Here is a 17,266-nt window from a genome sequence, read left to right as displayed (position 1 = left end):
GCAGGCTGCTATCTCTGCCTGGTTTGGGGCGAGGGTTAGTTGTCAAAATAATTCTACCCTGGTACAACTATAGATAGTCTAATACTGCCAGGGTTAAATGTAAAGATAGTACAGGGGTAGAATTAATATGTTGTACACGGGTAGAAAACATGAGAAAACCACTGCATGGGCAGAGGAAGAAGGATTTAACTCTGACTCTCTCGCCGGAAGGGGTAGAGAAATTGGAGTCCAAGGCAAAGGCATTGGGTGTCAGCAAGAGCGAATTAGTGGAACAGATGGCCAGAGATCAAATCTCTTCATTAACGGAGCAGGAACTCCTGGGGGAACAATTGACCACTTGATTGGTGAATATTCCGATCAGGTGGCGATTAAGGAACAGGAAAATCAACGCATTGAGGAAGAAATAGCTCGTCTAAAGTCAAAGATCGAAGAACTTCAAGCGTTAAAAGAGGAATTAAAACCTCCATTAGAAGCAAAAATTTAAGCCGTCCTACCATTCGCAGGTAGGGCGGCTTAATTCATGGGTATGTCGCCTACTGCCACCAGCAGGCGATGCATCTGTGATTATTCGGGATTGAGTTGCGATCGGTTTTAGTAGAAAGTTAATGCCTAAGTGATGAATGCCAATACTCGAAAATCTAAAAACAAATGCGGGGATTCTCCGATGCCTTTAGCTGGAAAATCCCCACATGTTGGGATTGAACATCTACCTTTCAATCCCTATGGAACTCATTGTATTCAATTTCTTTCTCACAGTCATAACTTGGACATTAGCTTGGCTGATCGTTGAGTTCTTTAAAAAAGTGCTGCAACAAATGCAAGGCTACAAGGCTGAATCATCTCCCCAGCAACAACCCAAATACTCCAACACTTATCTCACCAATCCCAGAAATCGCCAACTACAAGCTCAACTCTTGCAAATATTGCAGGGTGATGTTTCTACCGCCAAGCAATTGCTGCTGCAACAGAGGCAATGGTTCCCCGGCAGACACGACAACTGGTATTTAGCGAAAGTTATTTACAACCTGGAGAACGGGATTGATGAACTCAGAGACTACGAAATGTACTCACGACTTCTGGTAATGCTGCAAGGGGATACAGCCGCAGCCGAACGTTTATTAATGCAACAAAGACAGACCTACCCTTCCAAGCACTACGGTTGGCATTTAGAAAAAATAATTAGCGATCTAGAACGCGATCGGCGTTAGCTAACTCTCTTCTTTGAAGTTTAGCGGCGGCTGATCAACACCAAGGTCAACCGCCATTTTTATTGACCAATGCCCAAGGAACAAAACCAATGATCAGAGCTAAATTTACTTGCCAGCAAAATACTTTCAACCACGAAACCCAGACAGCAACAGTCATCCTCACCCCAGTAACCACTAACCCGCCCAGCGAAGAAAACCAGGCTTTCTGGAAAGCGACACCAGCCGGTCGAATTGAACTCCAAATCACCAACCCAGAGGCAGCCTCTCAGTTTTATGTAGGGTATGACCTTTACGTTGATTTCACCCCTGCCAGATAAGGCGCGATCGCTCCTACCCAATACCCAATGCCCAATGACCGAAAAACCAACATACCCAAACTTCGACAACCTAATTGGCAACATAGATGCCGAAATGCACCGCCTGGGCTGGACGGTAGAAGAAGGTCGAGAGCATTTGATGAGGTATTACGGGAAGCGATCGCGCCTCCAATTGACCGAAGAGGAATTAGATAATTTTCTGCTTTACCTGCAACTTACCGACACCCCAGTCCCCTAACCCCTAACTAACCAATGTTTGGCTTTGACGGATCTACCAAGGCGATCGTTCACTTCCTTGAACAAATCAAGAACAACAAGGAAGGCGACAAGCTCACCCATAAGGAAGTACGCGCTTATGGCAGGCTGATGCTGGCATTAGTCCCCGACTTATCGGTTGATCGCCCCGAAGAAATCAAGTGCCTCCTGGCGGCAATGTCCACCTCTGGGCTGCCACACTACGATCGCTCCTTTGCCGCAGCGCAGATCCTCAAATTGTTAGAGGAAGACGAGCAACGCAAATACCAGTCATCTGATGGGGAATTTTGAAGCTTCAAATAACAGTTAACAAATGCTTATCATCCTGTTAGATAACCAAAGCAAAAAAAAGACCCCAGGAATCAGCTAGAGTCAAAAAGGAAAAAATGTATGAAAAATTACTTTCAAAAGAAGATTAAGGAATCTTCCTTTTCTGCTAACCATTCTAACATTAATTGGAGGGTAGAACAATGATTTTATCTACCCTCAGTGTTGTCAACGGCGTGCTAGAACGCCACTGGAAAGAATTTAAATCCAGTGCTATTTCGGATACAATAATCAGCCTTAACTTCCGAACAATTGAAGATTCTAGAGAACTCGATAAAATCTTAAACCGGAATACTAAAAGCCGTCGTAGACACTCCGACCATCTAGTACCTGCGTGGTGTGTTTCAGGTGTTGACCCTTTGACAGGAGAGAACACAGGAGAAGGTGTACAAGTAAAACCTGATACAGCACCAATTGATAAAAGAGGTAAATTTCAAAAATACATAGGCAGGACTGGAGCCAGCACAGCACCATTATTTTTGAATACAGGTATCGAGAACTACTGGAAGACAATAATAGAAGATAAAAGCCAACCCATTGTTATAACCGAAGGTGCTAAAAAAGCAGGTGCAGGGCTAAGTCTGGGAATTCCAACCATCAGCCTTCCTGGTGTTACTACTTGTCGAAAATTTGGACGATTACACTACTGGCTAGAAGCTTTCGCAGGATTTGGGCGAACATTCTACCTCTGTTTTGATGCGGACATCCTTGAAAAGCGACCCGTTCAAAACGCTTTGATATCCTTAGCCCGTGACTTATCTGCTACTGGTTCCAAAATCATGATTATCAGCCTGCCTTTCCTAGACCTTAAAGGCATGGATGATTTTATTGCGGCTAAAGGTGAAAATGAATTTAGAAAATTGATTGAGGAGGCTCCCACCATAGAAGAGTGGAAAAAAGAATTAGACGAAAAACGCAAAGCTCAAGAATTTGATTTTGATGATGAAGAGAAGAAATCTAGACTCTATCGTGCTTACAAAATTATTAAGCAGGGATGGGGTGATTCTATTCGATTAAATTTACTTAAAAAACAGATTGAGCTAGATGATTCCAGACTAGATTTAGACCTTTTAAAACTCTATATTGCTCTGGAATTCGACATAGACATCTCAAAAGAAGATTCACACTCAATAGTTATGGCGATCGCAAAAAACAACGCTTACAGTCCAGTTGTTGAATATCTCGACAGCCTAGCAGAGAGATTTCCCAATCCAGATACATCAATCCTGGATAACCTAGCCCTCAAATACTTTGGTAGTGCCGACCCACTCCACAATACATATATAAAGAAAGCGCTCATTGCCGCAGTTGCTAGAGCTAGGCAACCTGGGTGCAAAGCTGATGATGCTTGCATTCTCGTTGGGGCACAGGGATTGAGGAAAAGCACCTTTTGGCGAGAGTTATTTGGAGCCGACTGGTTCACCGACGAATTAAGCGACAGCAACGAGAAAGACGAGTTAATGAAACTGCACCAGTTTTGGGGTTTAGAGCTACCCGAAATTGAGCATATCTACAAAAGAAAAGATGTTGGCTCCATCAAAAAATTCTTGAGTAGCAGTACAGACGCTTTCCGCTATCCTTACGATCGCGAAATCAAGGAACATCCTCGGGCCTGCATCTTAGTTGGAACTTCCAACGAACAAGAACTGCTCAACGACCCCACAGGCAACCGCCGATTTTTGATTATTCCCGTAAGCCAAATGATTCCTGTTGACGAACTGATCCGCGAACGAGATTTGATTTGGGCAGCTGCAAACCAGCTTTATCAAATGGGACACATTTGGTATTTGACTTCCTCCGAATATGCTCTACAAGCTGAAGCCAACAAGGAATACCAGTCAGCCGACCCTTGGGAAGAAATAATTATGATGTTTGTTCAGAATAAGCAGGGGATAACAACTCATGACATTCTCCTCAACGGACTGCAAATAGAAACAGGTCGCCAGGACAAGGTAGCAGAGAGAAGAGTTTCGGCTGTAATGAGACAAACTGGATGGCAGCAACAGAGAAAATGGGTCAACGGTCATGCGTTACGTGTTTGGTTCAGAAAAGTTGAGAAAACATCTGGATCATCTGGATCATCTGGATCAACCCAGATACAGCAAGGGTTTGACAATGATCCAGATGTTTTTCCACATCTGGATCATCTGGATCAGTATTCTCAGCTTTCATTGACTGAAACGACACACACCTTAGTCAGTGATCCAGATGATCCAGATACCCAAAAACATCTGGATCATCCAGAACCCAGTCACAGCAAGCTTGATCCAGATGATCCAGATGATCCAGATGTTTTGCTCAACTTTTCTGAAAAAAATAGTGTGCAACACGATCATCTGTCTGTCACTTGCCCAGAGAAATGCAGCTATTACAAAACATTTGACGGCGTTAAACCTTTCATATTCAAAGTAGAGTCAGACTTTGGAGCCGTTCAGGTCAGCGCCGAACCATACCACTACTTCAAAAAAAGCGGTGAGAGTAAAATCTGGTTGATATTCGAGACACCTGACGGGCAGACCTTAACTAAGACCATCAAGGCAACCCCAGATAAAAAGGTGCTACCCAGGTTGTCCAAAGAATGTGGTGTTATTCAGCAGTGGGAAGAGAAGGTAAGGAAATATTTCAGTTCCAAGATTGAAAATGCAAGCTACAAGTTCAAGGTGCGGATTCTCGGAGACGATGACTACCAGTGGATTGAAGACTGTATTCTCAAAAGCATTCCTAATCCCCCGACTGTTACCCACTTCATATTCACCACTCCTGAGAACGCGATCGTAACTTCTCACTTTGGTGAATTTGAGGAGACGTAGAAGATAAGCAAAGTAAAACGCGATCGCCCTTCTACCTTACAAGTCGAAGCGATCGCGCAATAGCAATTCATATTTCCACCCCCAAGGTATTCGCCTTAGAGGGTTAAGGCAAGTGCGATGGAAGCGATCGCTATTTCTCACAAGGCGATCGCGATTAACACCGAGGTTTTGACAAAGTTTTTATCAAATCTGCCCTAGTTTAAAGATTTGTATAAATTATTTTCCTGTCAAAATCAGTACAGCTACTCAGGCTGTTAAAAATTTTGTTGGGGTATGACTTCCGGTTTAACCCTGCCAAATGGTTAAACAGGTATATTTTAAATTCATAAAAACAGTAATCTTTCTAGAATTCAGTCATTGCAATATGTTGGTTCAGTAAAGATATACCACTTTTACATAAAAGTAGAACATTTACACAATTTTTATTGGCTAATAAAACAGAAGAGTAACTATTTATAAATCTCTTCAAATGACAGCATTTAATCCAGCAACAGATATTCCATCCCAGATCGATACATTAGAGAAACTTGCAGCATGGTTAGGATCGGCACTTTTTACCATCAATCCGACATTGACTGTTATCGAAGGGGCTGGGTACACGGAGCGCGCTTGCCAAGCAGGGAACTTTTTCGTAGCAACTGATGCAAAGACACGGATGATCGTCAGGTTATCGCTGGAAGTGTCGCCCGATCAAGCAAGTGGTGCTAATAAGAACTGGACGTATATTCAGCCATTAAGTAATACTGCTTTACCTGCGGCATTTAAGCAGAATTGATATGGCAGACGCTATCAACCCCCGGCAGTTCGCATCTTTAGACTACGCTGACGCTGATATGTATGGGGCATTGTTAGAGCGTCCAGCACCAGCAGTTCCACTTCAACCGTCCATGCCGATTACCGAATCCAACAGGGATAACCCCGCTGTGCGGATAATGGAGAAGCGTTTATGGGAAATGGAAACTGCACACTACCCTGAGTATCATAAAGAACGCGTACAGAGAGAGAAGGCTGTAGAGGAGGAAATACTTGGTAGGGAGCAAGCACAGCGACAGCAAATTAAAAATCGTATAAACGGTATTGAAAACCCTGACCTAGAGCCACCACGGAGGGAATCACCTGTCGCTCAAATTCAGCGCTCGACACCCGAACGTCAGCCATTCCCGTCCACAGGTTCACCGCCCCCCACTATCAGCGGCACGGCAGCACGAGCAGATTCACTTGTCGAACCCACTGCGACACCACGCCCCGCCATACTGCGTGAAGCGATTGGTAACACCATTGGCGGTATCGGACAAACATTACCAAAAGCACTTCCGCAAGCAGCAGGGAGACTTGTTGTTCCTGGCGTTAACGCTGGACTGACATTTGCAGGTGCATTAATTGCCGGACAATCTGTTACGCAAGCTGCTACAACTACTGCCGGTGTTCTCGCTGGTGGCGTCGTTGGTGGCATTATTGGCACTGCTATTGGCGGGCCGCTTGGTGGATATATCGGATCGTCTATTGGTAGTTTTGCTGGTGGTTATCTTGCGAATGCACTTTTTCCCCCACAACTGCCCTCTGGGGTGGGACACCTTGAGACTTTTGTGCCAAACTACCCACCTTTTCTTGGTGGTCAAGGTGTTGGAGCGCTTTATTCTGTGCGATGCACTTGGAAAACTACCTTTAATGGTGAGCCTGGTGATAATCAGGTAATGAATGCCGAGGTCTATGGGCCAATAAGCGATATTCATTTAGAAGAAAATCCGCCAGAAGGCGCACCAGGCTGTCGAATTGTTGCTCGAAATGCCGATGGAAGTATTCTAAACCGCATACAAGGTAATGGTTTTGCCCCGGCGACGAAGCCTTACGGACTTCAGATATCTATTACCTACGTCAGCGGTGGTACCCAGGATCGCTATATCGACAAGACCGTACCATCGCCGCCGCCGGACAACACGCCTTACCGTTACGATTCGTCGCCAGTTGGCAACGATAATATTATCCCGTCTGGCATCCCTGCGGCAGGTAAAAACAAACCAGAATCACGTGATATCGCCCCATCAATGCCATCAAATAATACACCCAACGGTGCGCGTGGTTTTGTCGGGCATGGCGGACTTGCACCATCGTACTTACCCAATCCAGAACACCAGCCGTCGAATTTGGGCGGGATGTTGCCAGCGATCAAAAACGCGCCACAGCCATTGCCATTCGCCGAAGCTGAAGACATCGCTGTACCACGCATTACGCCGATGCTTTCAAGCGGTGAAGCCACCACAACAGCAACAAATCCGTCAACGTTCGCATATCCCGCGTATGTACCCGAAACAGCGAAACCTGTACCGATTAGCGATGCTCTATCGCCCGTACCAAAAGCAAAATCGCAGCCATCGCCAAGGACGCCGACGGAGGCAGCCAATGACGATATCAAAAAAGCGCTAGACGAACAAAAAAAAGATTTTGATGACCAAATAAAACGGTTAACAGCAATAGCAACTGGGCTTGCAGCTTTGACACCAGCTATTCAAGGCATACCAGACGCGATCGCAAAAAGCCCAACGGTACAAGCTGCCAATAAAGAAACAACTCAAGGTGCAGTATGCGAAATTGCTCAACCTGGGGGATGTTTAGGAAAAGCAATAGATGATTCTGCCAATAAAGTTAATCAAAATAATAATCAAAATACAGCTAATCTTCTAGACAAAATTAATGTTGGGGCAAACGCTGCACAGTTAGCACTTTTAGAGTTAATTAATACGAAACTAGGTGATTTACTACCTGGCGGATTATCTGGTACATTTACTCGGCTGTGGCAAACCTTACAAGTAGATAGAATCCTCAACATTCTGATTTTAATTACTACCTTCCACAATGCCTTAATGCTTTCCAATAACTTAGCTCAAACTCTATTCGCTGCCATTGATAACATCTCTCAAGCCGTAGGCTTCAAGTGGAAAAATGAGAAAGGCGAAGAATCCGGTTTTGGTAGCATCGCCTCGGAATGGACTGCTAATTTCTTTAAAGCAATATTTGGTGAAGCAAATTACACCGAGTTGGTAGCTAATTATAAAAAAGCTAATCGAATCTATCAAGCGACTGCAAACATATTTAATGCGTTGCAATCAATCGGGTATTCAATTCTTAGTGCATTGGAAGTTGTTGGTAGCTATGTAGCTTTAATTGGAAATGCTTTGCGAAAATGGGGTGAAGTTGGGGAAAGTGCTTATAGGTGGTTCAACCCACAACCAAACTTCCATAACAAATTTTTCACCACATTAGAAGGAACTACTAACGTTGTTTCTCAAATAGATCAAGTAGCTTCGGAAGTCGTCTCTGTAGAGCAAAATATTGCTCAAATTGGAGAATTGAAGAACGAGCTAGGCAAATCAATCGGTGAAGAAGACGGCTCAAAGCAAGGCGTACAACCACCAGAAGCAATAAAAGTCAAAGCGGGATTTGATGCTTCTAAATTAGTTAGTGCTACAGGAATAGCGATATCAGATTCGGATAAGGAGGCGGATGAATAATGCCATTGCCAGAAGGTTTTGACGAATGGGAGAATCTTCAAGACATAATTAGGCTTGAACATAACAAAGCAGTTCAAGCTTATTTTAAAAATCAACCTGACAACGATGTTAGTGACCCGAAGCCCAGACTCAAACATTCTTGCTTGATGAAGGATTCAGACACATCAACAATGACCTTAATGCGAATGTGGTTGTTTGAAGTTACTGTTGGACACGCTCAAGCATTGCAGCGTCCAGTTTATGGCGTACCTGTTTATGATGCTCAAACAGACAGAACTTTTAAACCACAAATTAAACTATATTTCTTGGAAGCGTATAACCACGAAACTCATGGTGATGGACTGCCACAGCTAGAGGGAGAAATTACCTTTAGGTTGATGACAGAATCAAGCGAAACTATCAGTAGAAGTGATGCAGAACGGTTAGCCAGGAATATTAAAAACATCTTTGCTACTCCTCCGCTTATTTGGAGCAAAGGACACTTTAAGGCAACATATACAGATGAAAATCGGGGTTATAATTTGCGATTACTTGTAAGTAGTAAAGCCGAAGCAGAAAGCACCATCAGGTCAGTTTTGGAAATTCAAGAGCATCCCTTCGATCGTGATTTCTTTCAGTACATCGAGAACGATCGCACTTATTCCTCGTCCCCAGGTACTCATCGGGTTTACGGTCGCACCGTCAAAAAACCAATCAAACGTCGCCGTGCTGATGTGAAGTTCCGTTACGCTCAACTACTGATTTGGGGGCAACCAAACCCAGTCAACTTGGTGTCAGTCGGGGGCACTAGATTACGAAGCGTGATCGAGCGAGTTGGTTAAGAATTACTCCAAAAATTTGCTGGACTACTTTAAGTAATCCGTCTGGGAAAATTGACCCAAAACGTCTGCTAGAACTGAATTACGCGAAGTAATTTACACAAAAAAATAACTAAGTATGGGCAGACGTAAGAGCCTCAAACAGATTCAAAAAGACCTTCAATACGCTCAAGCACGGGAAAATTATAATCCCCCAGTTCGAGAAGAAGGAGCAACCAGCCGCAAGCAGCCTAAAGTTGCCGTAGCTTACAAACCGATGCAAATTGCTGCTGGTGAAAGTGCCAAAAAATACAAAGTACAAGCATCCCAAAAAGGTGTCTTATTCTTTGGGCAAACCGAGCTAAATATTCCAGATGCAGGCGCAGAAGATCCGTTACCTCGTGGCGCTCGACCGGCTCAGGTTCATGCAACGGTGGCAGACGATTCGCCGCAAATTATTCGGGCACTGGGTAGCACTCGTCCTTACAAGAGATATGCTCCCGGCAATCGTGGCAGTAATACCCAGTACAGTTACACCGCTCCTATTTCCATTAAGGTGGCAACAGCGCTAGACACTGAGGTTAAATCTGCTTTCACCGCAGTCAAAGGCAAGCTGGGTGGCGCTTACGGTCGAGTCTGGTTCACTCCTGAATACTTTGTTTTAACTGGCAGTGGCGAATAAGTTAGAAACTCCCGCAATTTGGTATCCAGGGCAATCTCAGCTGGAGTATGAAGAAGAAATTAACCTCATGCTCCAGCGCGCGCAAATTACGGCGGCGTTTCTCAGGGGAGAAATTTACCCCGATACCTTTCTTGATTTCCTGGATGAAGAGGAATTTGATGTTTTTGAACTAGCTGATGACTGGGAATTTGGAGTATGACAATTAACCTCGACCTGACAGCGGTCGGGGCATGGGAATTGACCTACTATCAAAAACTGGTAGGCAATCCCCAAAACCGCAGAATTCGCGCTCCTCTCATTGACCCGGTTGAGCTTCCTTACCTAACAGACAAGCACGTTTTTTTGGTCGGTGCTTCTTGGTTGAATGCCAAGCCAAGTTGGGTTAGAGCCGGTTACTTCTACCAGCAAATCAGCGGTATTTACATTGACGACACGGTGATTTTTGAGGGATTGGGGCAGGTTCCTTCTACTGAAATAGACGGCACTCGCCATTTAATTAAACTCAACGCCATTGAGTTAGTAATCTTTCCAAAACTTACCAGTAATTACCGCTTGCGATTTGAAGCACTACCCTGGATTGAACAGGTAACTTTGGGCGTTTGGGAGTACACAGGATTAGAAACCGACTCAACAGAAGAATTAATTCAGACTGTTAGAGCAAAACTTGAAACGATTGAATTTAAAGTTGATAATTTGCTATGAGTCTTACTTTTACTGCTTTCATTGTTGAAATTGCAGTTGATGCTAATCAGTTTCCAGATAATTTAGTTGACCCAACAACGTAAGATGTCGTGGCAATCCTTGGGCATTTTTGAGATTACAAGTACTTGGACTCTAACAGATATTCTCAGCACAGAGTTATTTAGAATCCAGCACATTTGTAGTGTTGATTCGACAAGTGATATGTATTTTAGAGCTTTAGTTGCCCAAGGTTTTGATGATAACGGCATCAATATTTTTAGTCCTCAAAGGTTAACTTACAGAGAAGAAAAAGAGATTTTATATCTGCCTTTACTCAAAGGAATGACTGCGCAAAGATTAGCTTTCAAGCGATTAGATAAGTCTCTAATTCCCTGGCAAATCAATATAGAAGTTTTTCAATCATCTAATGTTATGTTTTCTTCCTCCATCAACAAACAGCAGGCTACGAATGCTCAACCAATTAATGATGTTAGTATTACCACATCTAAAACTACAGTTGTCGGTGAAAAGGCTGATGGAAGTAGGCATTCATGCCTGTTTACAAATGTAGGACCCTCAACAGTTTATTTTAAGTACGTAACTATTGGGACTGACCCAACTGCTAATACTGTGACTGTTTCTGCTAGTAATTATGATTTTTCACTCGCTCCCGGCGAGAAATTTTTTGATAATAATTCTAGTCAAAATGCCATTGTCGGCATTTGTACAGGAGTGCTAACAACAACTGCCAAAGTTAAAGTTACCGAATACATCTATTCTTAAGTACTAAGGAATGACGTGACGGTAAGAATACAGCGCTAGAAATATAAACAAATATGGATAGTGCAAAACCAACAGTAGCTATTACCAACTCTCTCCGAATAAACTAACTCTTGAATTCAAAACTGATAATTTATGACGACATTAAGCTTTTCAGCTTTATCTGAAAAATTAGCCGCAGGTGCAATTGAGTTTGTTGGAAACAACCAAGTAAAACTCAATTTCAATTTAGCAACAGCCGATAATTTAACGCTTAATACTTCCTGCGTTAAAGGTATTGTGAAGTTGATGCAAGGATTGTCTGCGCTGACTGACCAAGTAAATGAAGCGAGGATTGATGCTAACCTTCCACCAATTCAATTTGCATCACAACAAATAACAGGTACACCAGAAGCACCAGAATTTGAATTTACTGTGCGCGTCAAGGTGGATACTGCATTATTTGTTGACAACCTCGACGACCCTACTGATTAATTATGATTAACAATTCTTCTACCACGATTGAAGTTGTTAAATTTAGCAACTGCCTTCATGGGGACAAAGACTTGACCGGGACTGTTGGCGATACAGTTTTGAACGCCAACAGTAACAGGCAATATGCAGCTTTCATAAACAATTCTTCTTCTGATATCACTTTGATTTTGGGCGATAAATCCAAAGGTGCTATTGGTCGAGGAATTGTTTTAAAACCGAGAGGAAGTTATGAAATCAACCAATCTAATCTTTACGTTGGAAAGGTTTCAGCCATTTCTGCCAGCAACTGTAAATTAACTTTCACGGAGTGTATTGAGTAATGGCTCTTGTTAATCCAGCATCAGTAACAGTAACTGAATCGACTAGTGCTACATCAACCCCGACTACTGTTGCTTCTAGTACAAGTAGCACTACAATCCTGGCTGCCAATTCCAACCGCAAAGGTGCAACGATTTGGAATGATAGCACCGCTATTTTATATCTAGAACTTGCTGCAACCGCAGCAACAAACGCTTTTACTGCCAAGTTATCAGCAGGTGGATATTATGAAGTGCCATTTCGTTATACTGGCGTAATCAGTGGTATTTGGTCGGCTGCAAACGGTAACGCTTTGGTTCGGGAGTTGACATAATAATGCCTTTATATACCCCCTCTGTCTCTTCTAGTGGACTTATTTACATCCAATTAAGGGAACTCCAACCATCTGGAACGGAGGGGGGAAATGCTACAGCAGGAAGCTGGAATAAACGAAAGCTTAATAGTATTGCGACTGATGACACTGCCTCGGTTACGCTTTCTAATAATGAGTTTGTATTACCTGCTGGAACTTATATATTGAATGCAGTTTCACCTTTTTATAGAACTGCAACATCAAGAATTAGGTTGAGGAATGTTACTGATAACATTGTTTTGTTGAATAGTAGCTCAATCTATCCTGGGTCTGGGGTGGATACTCAATGTTTAGCAGAACTTAGCGGCAAGTTTTCAATAGCTGCAAATAAATCTTTAGCGCTTGAATATCGAGTATTTCGGAATCAAGATTCAGCTTCTTTAGGGCTTTCTAGCGGTTGGGGAGTCGAAGAAATATTTTCGGTAATTGATTTGTTTAAATTATAAAAATCACAGTTATTAAATAATGAATACTATGCGGTCAGTAGTAGCTGTTACTCCTTCTAATTCCCCAGGAATAACACTAACCTTAGAAAGCACTGGTATATTTTTAGGGATTCTTGTTAGTGTTTCTGTTCTTGGTGGTGTAGCTATTACTGTCATCAGCAAAATGAATCGGATTTCAAATTCGATTACTCAAATTGAAAAAACTCTCGAAGAACAAGCAAGGAATGCTGAAAAAATTCGTGAGATTGATAGAACTTTGGCTTTACATATTCAAGAATATGTAAATCGGAAGGATGTTATTCAAATGCTTCTGGGGCAGCTAAACGAGAAGATTGACCACAAGTTTAAAAGGGTGTTGTTTTACACAAGGGATATTCAGCGTTTTTTACAACGTGATACTGATTTCAAAATTAGGGAATACGAAGAAACGACTCAGCAGAACGAATAACTCTCTATTCGTTCGCCTTTGAAGAGTAAATCGAGAGCCACTCAGGGAAAGTTACAAACACTTCAGATTTCCTTACTTTATCCCACATCCACCAGCCGCCAGCTAATCCGGCGTAGAAGTTAAAATCAGCAATCTCCCTCAAAGTCAGGTCATCCGAGCATTCCCTGACCTTTTTCCATAGGATGAATTCAAGCCCAGAAAGCCAACGAGCTGACCACATTCTTTCTGAAAAACTGGTCATCATCTCCCAGACCATTTGTTTCGGGTCTTCTGCGATCGTTGGTTCATTCATATATTCACTCATTAACTTAACGGTTTGTGTCCCCTGCTAACTCCCGCGCTTCTGTTGCCAACTTTGTCAGGGCTAGACTTATTGCTAAAAGCTCTATTTGAGATTTTCCTTCTAGTCCTAGAGTAAGTTTTAGCTCTTGGTAGCTTTCATTTTGAAGCCGCAGTAACTTTTCTATATCTGTTTCTGTTTCTTTGTTCATCTGGGGATTCAGGGTAACTGAAACTTTTATGGGGACTCTAGACAAATTAGGGAATGCACAAGTATTTATTCCCTGCCTCCCATCCTGAAGAAGAGTTAACCTTCTCCTGCACTATGTCCACTACCTTCTGACAGGCGTTGTGTAGTGTACGGGCAAGCGGACGCTGTTTTCCCATGTGCGTTTCCAGATTAACTCACTGGGGATTAACTCTAACAATTTGCAGGAGTGAGGAACTATGAAAAATCTCTTCTGCTTAATGACATCTTGCAGAGTGTAGCACCAAAGGCAGTGTACAGACTCAGGAAAGTACTGCTCATCTTCTTTGCAGTACCTTCCACAAGTGCAACAGAATCGGTGTTTTGCTGCGTTGCTGGTATTTTGATCCATTGGTCAAAATCTCCATTTTGTCACTTGGAAACTCTCATAAGTTCTGTTGTTACATCCACAACAAGCATTAAAGCTCCGAACCAGCAAGCGAACATTAGTAACGTTGATCCTAAAAGTTTTAGTCTTCCCCAAGGGTAGCCATAGTTGCGATCATAATATTGCAAAATGGTTGTAAGCATTGACAGCCAATCTTTTAAGAGGTTATTCATTGTCACTTGGATCGGGAATGGGGAATTATCTTGTAGGCAACTTGTAGACAAGTTGGAGTTAACTTAGAGCCAAAATTTGACTACATATCTTAAGATGCCCTTGTATCGCTTCGTCCCAAGTGGGGTAAAGTTGTTTTTTCCCGTCCAGTACGCCACCCATAACCATACTTTCAAATACCATTGGTTGAGAGTTAGAGTTGCTACTACCAGGGTTTAAGTCTATACCCACAAATCTAGTTGAAACTAAAGAGTCGTTGAAATCGTTGTACATAACTGTAGTGTCACCAAAACTAGCTGAAGCCATCCATAAATTCCAATCTAGAAACGACTCAGCGGCGATGGGTATTTTTCCTTCTAGCTTGTAGTACCGAATGGGCATAATTCCGTTTTTGTCACACTTTAACTGTCTTGAGGCTTGTAATTTGCTTTTTCTAAGCATTCTGAGCCTAATTTGTATAGAGCTAATCCCAACGTAATTAATTCATATTCAGTTTTATCCTCTATTGCTAATTGTTCTTTTAATTGCTCGTAAAGATAGTTTTGTGAATCAATGATTGCTGCGATTATTGGTTTACTGTTTGTTGGTTCTTCCATAATCCCGTTTTTGTCACTTGCTATATTAAAGCCAAGGCAATACCACCGGAACCGGGAATAAGGTCAAGCGGCCCCTGGCGTGTGAGCCTTTAAATTTTAACTGCCTAGTGGACACACGAGAAAGTCCACTGGGCAGTAATCGTTTTTATTTAAACTAGTCAAAGCTTTAGTACTGTTTATCCTTGATAGACAAGACTTTCAGAGGAGAGCGTTTGCTCGATTTAGTCAAGAATTAGTCAAGGGTAAAATTTGCAGCCTGGAAGTAGTGGGTGACGAGGGATTTGAACCCGCAACCAATAGATTAAGAGTCATCGTCTCATTACGATCGCAACGCAAAAGCCCAGCAACTAGCTGCTGGTTAACTCAGAACTATAAATTATAAATTCATCATTCTGGCGGCACGGGGCGATCGCGTTTATTTATTGCCAGGTCAAAAGCTCTTTGGTGATGTTCAGCGTTGATCCAAGCGTGATAGAGGTTACTGTGAACTGACAGGCTGTGCCCCATCTGCTGCGCTGCAAGGGTTATATCAATTCCATACTCTAAAGTGCGAATAGCCCAAGCATGACGCAGATCGTAAACCCTGAATGGTAAACCATCATTTCGTCTAAACCTTTGAGTAACAGTTCTGCCTATTGCAGAATTACTTCGGTTTAAGTTGATATCGGGGATTTTGACATTAGGCAAGCCAAATGAGTCAAACCACTCTGGATGGAAAGGCCAGATTTTTCTGTAGCCAGTCTTGCCGGCGAGGACGGTAATAATTTTATTACCTGCTCGTAGCTGCTCTAAATCTAAGAAAAATACTTCATGATTTCTCAATCCGTAAGTGACAAGCATTCCAAATATCCACTGCCACTTCGCGTCGGCTAAATTTGAATGGCATTCAAGAATTAATTTGTCCGTTGGTAGACTACGGATCTGCCTGCTTCTGTAGCCATAACTTCCTGAATAAGAATTAGGGTTAAAGTCAAGGTCAGCGAATTTAGCTAATAATCGCAGTGTCAGACAAAATCGTTTCCGGGTTCTAGTGTCTGGTGTGGTTGTTAAAATGGCTTGCTTTAACACTTCAGTGTTAAGTATTTCGTGCTGAGGTAGTGTTTTAAACACTGTCTGATATTCAATCTTCCATGTACTTTCTGTTTTGAAGTTACGTTGCCTTCTCTCGAAGTAATCCTTCTCGAACTCTTGAATCAACTCACCAATAGTTTTCACTTTACTGTCCTGCAATTCTGATTTCAAATAATCGTTCCAATCAAAAGTTTTGGTATCTAATTTAAGCCTGAGTAACTTGCCTTCCTTCTCAGCAAGCTTTACCCCGTCAAGGTTGGCGACAGTAATATTTATTTTTTGTTGATGCCAGTTATTTTTTGTTGATTGTGGCTTTGGGGGAAGCGTTGCCCGCAAGTAAAGTCTGCTGCCAATTTGCTCTATATTTATGCCAAAATTACGGAGTCGTCCGTTCGCCTCCTTGATTCGGTGTTCAATATTTTTCATAAAATTTCCATTAAAAATTCATCCCAAAATGAAGTAGGTTTTTACCTACTTTTTGTTGAGATAAAATCAATTGATTTAAGTCAAAACCTTGCTAGAAGGGAAGGTTGTAAACTTCTTCTTTTAGAGTTTCAGTACTTTTATAGAATCCAAATTCCACTACACATGATGTAATATTTTTGACTTTTCTACTCCCGTTCCCTCATGTATCGGTCAAGTTCGCCGCTAATCACTTGGTCGATGCTGGCGATAACAATTGATGGCTGGTCATCAATTCGCTGTATTGAAGCTGTTATGCCACGACGAGTTAAGGCGGCTTGCACTTCTGCCAATTCCAAGGCTGCTTGTGCATCGGCACAGTCGCGCGCACGGTACGGGAAAACAATTTCACGGACATCTGCTGGAGCTTCACTAATAAATTTCAGCATCCATTTTTTAGCTTGTTCAATTGGCGGTTCTGCAATGTAGAACTCAACTGACACATTTTTTTGTACAAGCATTCGCTGAATATCTGCCGACCTTAACGCTCGTTGAAATACAGCTAAATTGGCTTGATCTTCAACCGGGATTCGAGCGGAGTTACCCGCTTGGGTCGCTCGAATTGCCTCCTTGATAATTTCCTTCGCTCGGTCAATAGCTGCCATGATAAATATTTGATATTTTTGGCTTGTACAAGTTTGAAGTGTT

The 17,266-nt window shown here is 42.5% G+C and carries 25 protein-coding genes; 19 read left to right on the top strand and 6 right to left on the bottom strand.

The genetic code is table 11. The annotated features are described in order from the left end of the window. Positions 1-149 precede the first annotated feature (149 nt). The 19 genes from RM049_RS39245 (at position 150) to RM049_RS07660 (ending at position 13,404) form a co-directional block, all read left to right on the top strand. Positions 150-341, top strand: a complete 192-nt coding sequence (locus RM049_RS39245) for a CopG family transcriptional regulator (protein WP_416212622.1) — start codon at positions 150-152, stop codon at positions 339-341. 20 nt (positions 342-361) lie between these two features. Next, positions 362-484, top strand: coding sequence for a hypothetical protein (locus tag RM049_RS39240; protein ID WP_416212621.1), 123 nt, complete (start codon positions 362-364; stop codon positions 482-484). A gap of 238 nt (positions 485-722) precedes the next feature. After that, positions 723-1,208, top strand: coding sequence for a hypothetical protein (locus RM049_RS07740; protein WP_322703764.1), 486 nt, complete (start codon positions 723-725; stop codon positions 1,206-1,208). Positions 1,209-1,297: 89 nt separating this feature from the next. Next, on the top strand, positions 1,298-1,525 hold the full coding sequence (locus RM049_RS07735; RefSeq protein WP_322703763.1) for a hypothetical protein: 228 nt from the start codon (positions 1,298-1,300) through the stop codon (positions 1,523-1,525). Beyond that, a complete protein-coding gene (locus tag RM049_RS07730; RefSeq protein ID WP_322703762.1) occupies positions 1,491-1,763 on the top strand; it encodes a hypothetical protein in 273 nt (90 codons plus the stop codon). Before RM049_RS07735 ends, RM049_RS07730 begins: the two co-directional genes overlap by 35 nt. Positions 1,764-1,777: 14 nt before the next feature. Next, positions 1,778-2,071, top strand: a complete 294-nt coding sequence (locus RM049_RS07725) for a hypothetical protein (protein WP_322675081.1) — start codon at positions 1,778-1,780, stop codon at positions 2,069-2,071. Positions 2,072-2,250: 179 nt separating this feature from the next. Next, the gene (locus tag RM049_RS07720) at positions 2,251-4,917 is read left to right on the top strand and encodes a VapE domain-containing protein (RefSeq protein WP_322703761.1); all 2,667 of its coding nucleotides are present in this window, start codon (positions 2,251-2,253) and stop codon (positions 4,915-4,917) included. A gap of 469 nt (positions 4,918-5,386) precedes the next feature. After that, positions 5,387-5,692, top strand: a complete 306-nt coding sequence (locus RM049_RS07715) for a glucose-6-phosphate dehydrogenase (protein ID WP_322703760.1) — start codon at positions 5,387-5,389, stop codon at positions 5,690-5,692. Position 5,693: 1 nt separating this feature from the next. Continuing rightward, a complete protein-coding gene (locus RM049_RS07710) occupies positions 5,694-8,426 on the top strand; it encodes a hypothetical protein (RefSeq protein WP_322703759.1) in 2,733 nt (910 codons plus the stop codon). Then, positions 8,426-9,247, top strand: a complete 822-nt coding sequence (locus tag RM049_RS07705) for a hypothetical protein (RefSeq protein ID WP_322703758.1) — start codon at positions 8,426-8,428, stop codon at positions 9,245-9,247. The genes RM049_RS07710 and RM049_RS07705 overlap by 1 nt, the downstream gene beginning before the upstream one ends. A 115-nt stretch (positions 9,248-9,362) precedes the next feature. Further along, a complete protein-coding gene (locus RM049_RS07700; RefSeq protein ID WP_322703757.1) occupies positions 9,363-9,905 on the top strand; it encodes a hypothetical protein in 543 nt (180 codons plus the stop codon). Continuing rightward, positions 9,895-10,104 carry a hypothetical protein gene (locus RM049_RS07695; protein ID WP_322703756.1) on the top strand — a complete coding sequence of 70 codons (210 nt, stop codon included), beginning with the start codon at positions 9,895-9,897 and terminating at the stop codon, positions 10,102-10,104. The genes RM049_RS07700 and RM049_RS07695 overlap by 11 nt, the downstream gene beginning before the upstream one ends. Next, positions 10,101-10,607: a hypothetical protein gene (locus RM049_RS07690; RefSeq protein ID WP_322703755.1), complete on the top strand. Its 507-nt coding sequence runs from the start codon at positions 10,101-10,103 to the stop codon at positions 10,605-10,607. Before RM049_RS07695 ends, RM049_RS07690 begins: the two co-directional genes overlap by 4 nt. An 84-nt stretch (positions 10,608-10,691) precedes the next feature. Further along, complete coding sequence (locus RM049_RS07685; RefSeq protein ID WP_322703754.1) at positions 10,692-11,369, top strand: hypothetical protein; 678 nt, start codon at positions 10,692-10,694, stop codon at positions 11,367-11,369. A 132-nt stretch (positions 11,370-11,501) separates the two neighbouring features. Then, positions 11,502-11,840, top strand: coding sequence for a hypothetical protein (locus tag RM049_RS07680; RefSeq protein WP_322703753.1), 339 nt, complete (start codon positions 11,502-11,504; stop codon positions 11,838-11,840). Positions 11,841-11,842: 2 nt separating this feature from the next. After that, complete coding sequence (locus tag RM049_RS07675) at positions 11,843-12,160, top strand: hypothetical protein (protein ID WP_322703752.1); 318 nt, start codon at positions 11,843-11,845, stop codon at positions 12,158-12,160. Further along, positions 12,160-12,471 (top strand): hypothetical protein, encoded by a 312-nt coding sequence (locus tag RM049_RS07670; RefSeq protein ID WP_322703751.1) that lies wholly within the window; start codon positions 12,160-12,162, stop codon positions 12,469-12,471. The genes RM049_RS07675 and RM049_RS07670 overlap by 1 nt, the downstream gene beginning before the upstream one ends. 2 nt (positions 12,472-12,473) lie before the next feature. Next, positions 12,474-12,956, top strand: coding sequence for a hypothetical protein (locus RM049_RS07665; RefSeq protein ID WP_322703750.1), 483 nt, complete (start codon positions 12,474-12,476; stop codon positions 12,954-12,956). Between the two features lie 19 nt (positions 12,957-12,975). Further along, the gene (locus RM049_RS07660; RefSeq protein ID WP_322703749.1) at positions 12,976-13,404 is read left to right on the top strand and encodes a hypothetical protein; all 429 of its coding nucleotides are present in this window, start codon (positions 12,976-12,978) and stop codon (positions 13,402-13,404) included. A 4-nt stretch (positions 13,405-13,408) separates the two neighbouring features. On the opposite strand, the gene RM049_RS07655 is transcribed toward RM049_RS07660, so the two are convergent. From RM049_RS07655 to RM049_RS07630, 6 genes are all read right to left on the bottom strand, one after another. Continuing rightward, positions 13,409-13,696: a hypothetical protein gene (locus RM049_RS07655; protein WP_322703748.1), complete on the bottom strand. Its 288-nt coding sequence runs from the start codon at positions 13,694-13,696 to the stop codon at positions 13,409-13,411. A 16-nt stretch (positions 13,697-13,712) separates the two neighbouring features. Continuing rightward, complete coding sequence (locus RM049_RS07650) at positions 13,713-13,895, bottom strand: hypothetical protein (protein ID WP_322703747.1); 183 nt, start codon at positions 13,893-13,895, stop codon at positions 13,713-13,715. Positions 13,896-14,549: 654 nt separating this feature from the next. Next, positions 14,550-14,870 (bottom strand): hypothetical protein, encoded by a 321-nt coding sequence (locus RM049_RS07645; RefSeq protein WP_322703746.1) that lies wholly within the window; start codon positions 14,868-14,870, stop codon positions 14,550-14,552. A gap of 20 nt (positions 14,871-14,890) precedes the next feature. Beyond that, complete coding sequence (locus RM049_RS07640) at positions 14,891-15,085, bottom strand: hypothetical protein (protein ID WP_322703717.1); 195 nt, start codon at positions 15,083-15,085, stop codon at positions 14,891-14,893. A gap of 387 nt (positions 15,086-15,472) precedes the next feature. Then, entirely contained in the window at positions 15,473-16,582 is a 1,110-nt protein-coding gene (locus RM049_RS07635; RefSeq protein WP_322703745.1) for a site-specific integrase, read from the bottom strand. Positions 16,583-16,767: 185 nt separating this feature from the next. Beyond that, on the bottom strand, positions 16,768-17,223 hold the full coding sequence (locus RM049_RS07630) for a hypothetical protein (protein WP_322703744.1): 456 nt from the start codon (positions 17,221-17,223) through the stop codon (positions 16,768-16,770). Between the last annotated feature and the right edge of the window lie 43 nt (positions 17,224-17,266).

It is taken from the genome of Nostoc sp. DedQUE04 (assembly GCF_034530995.1).
Taxonomy (GTDB): Bacteria; Cyanobacteriota; Cyanobacteriia; order Cyanobacteriales; family Nostocaceae; genus Nostoc.
Note: the sequence above shows the minus strand (reverse complement) of the source record. Positions and strands in the feature narration are given on the sequence as shown.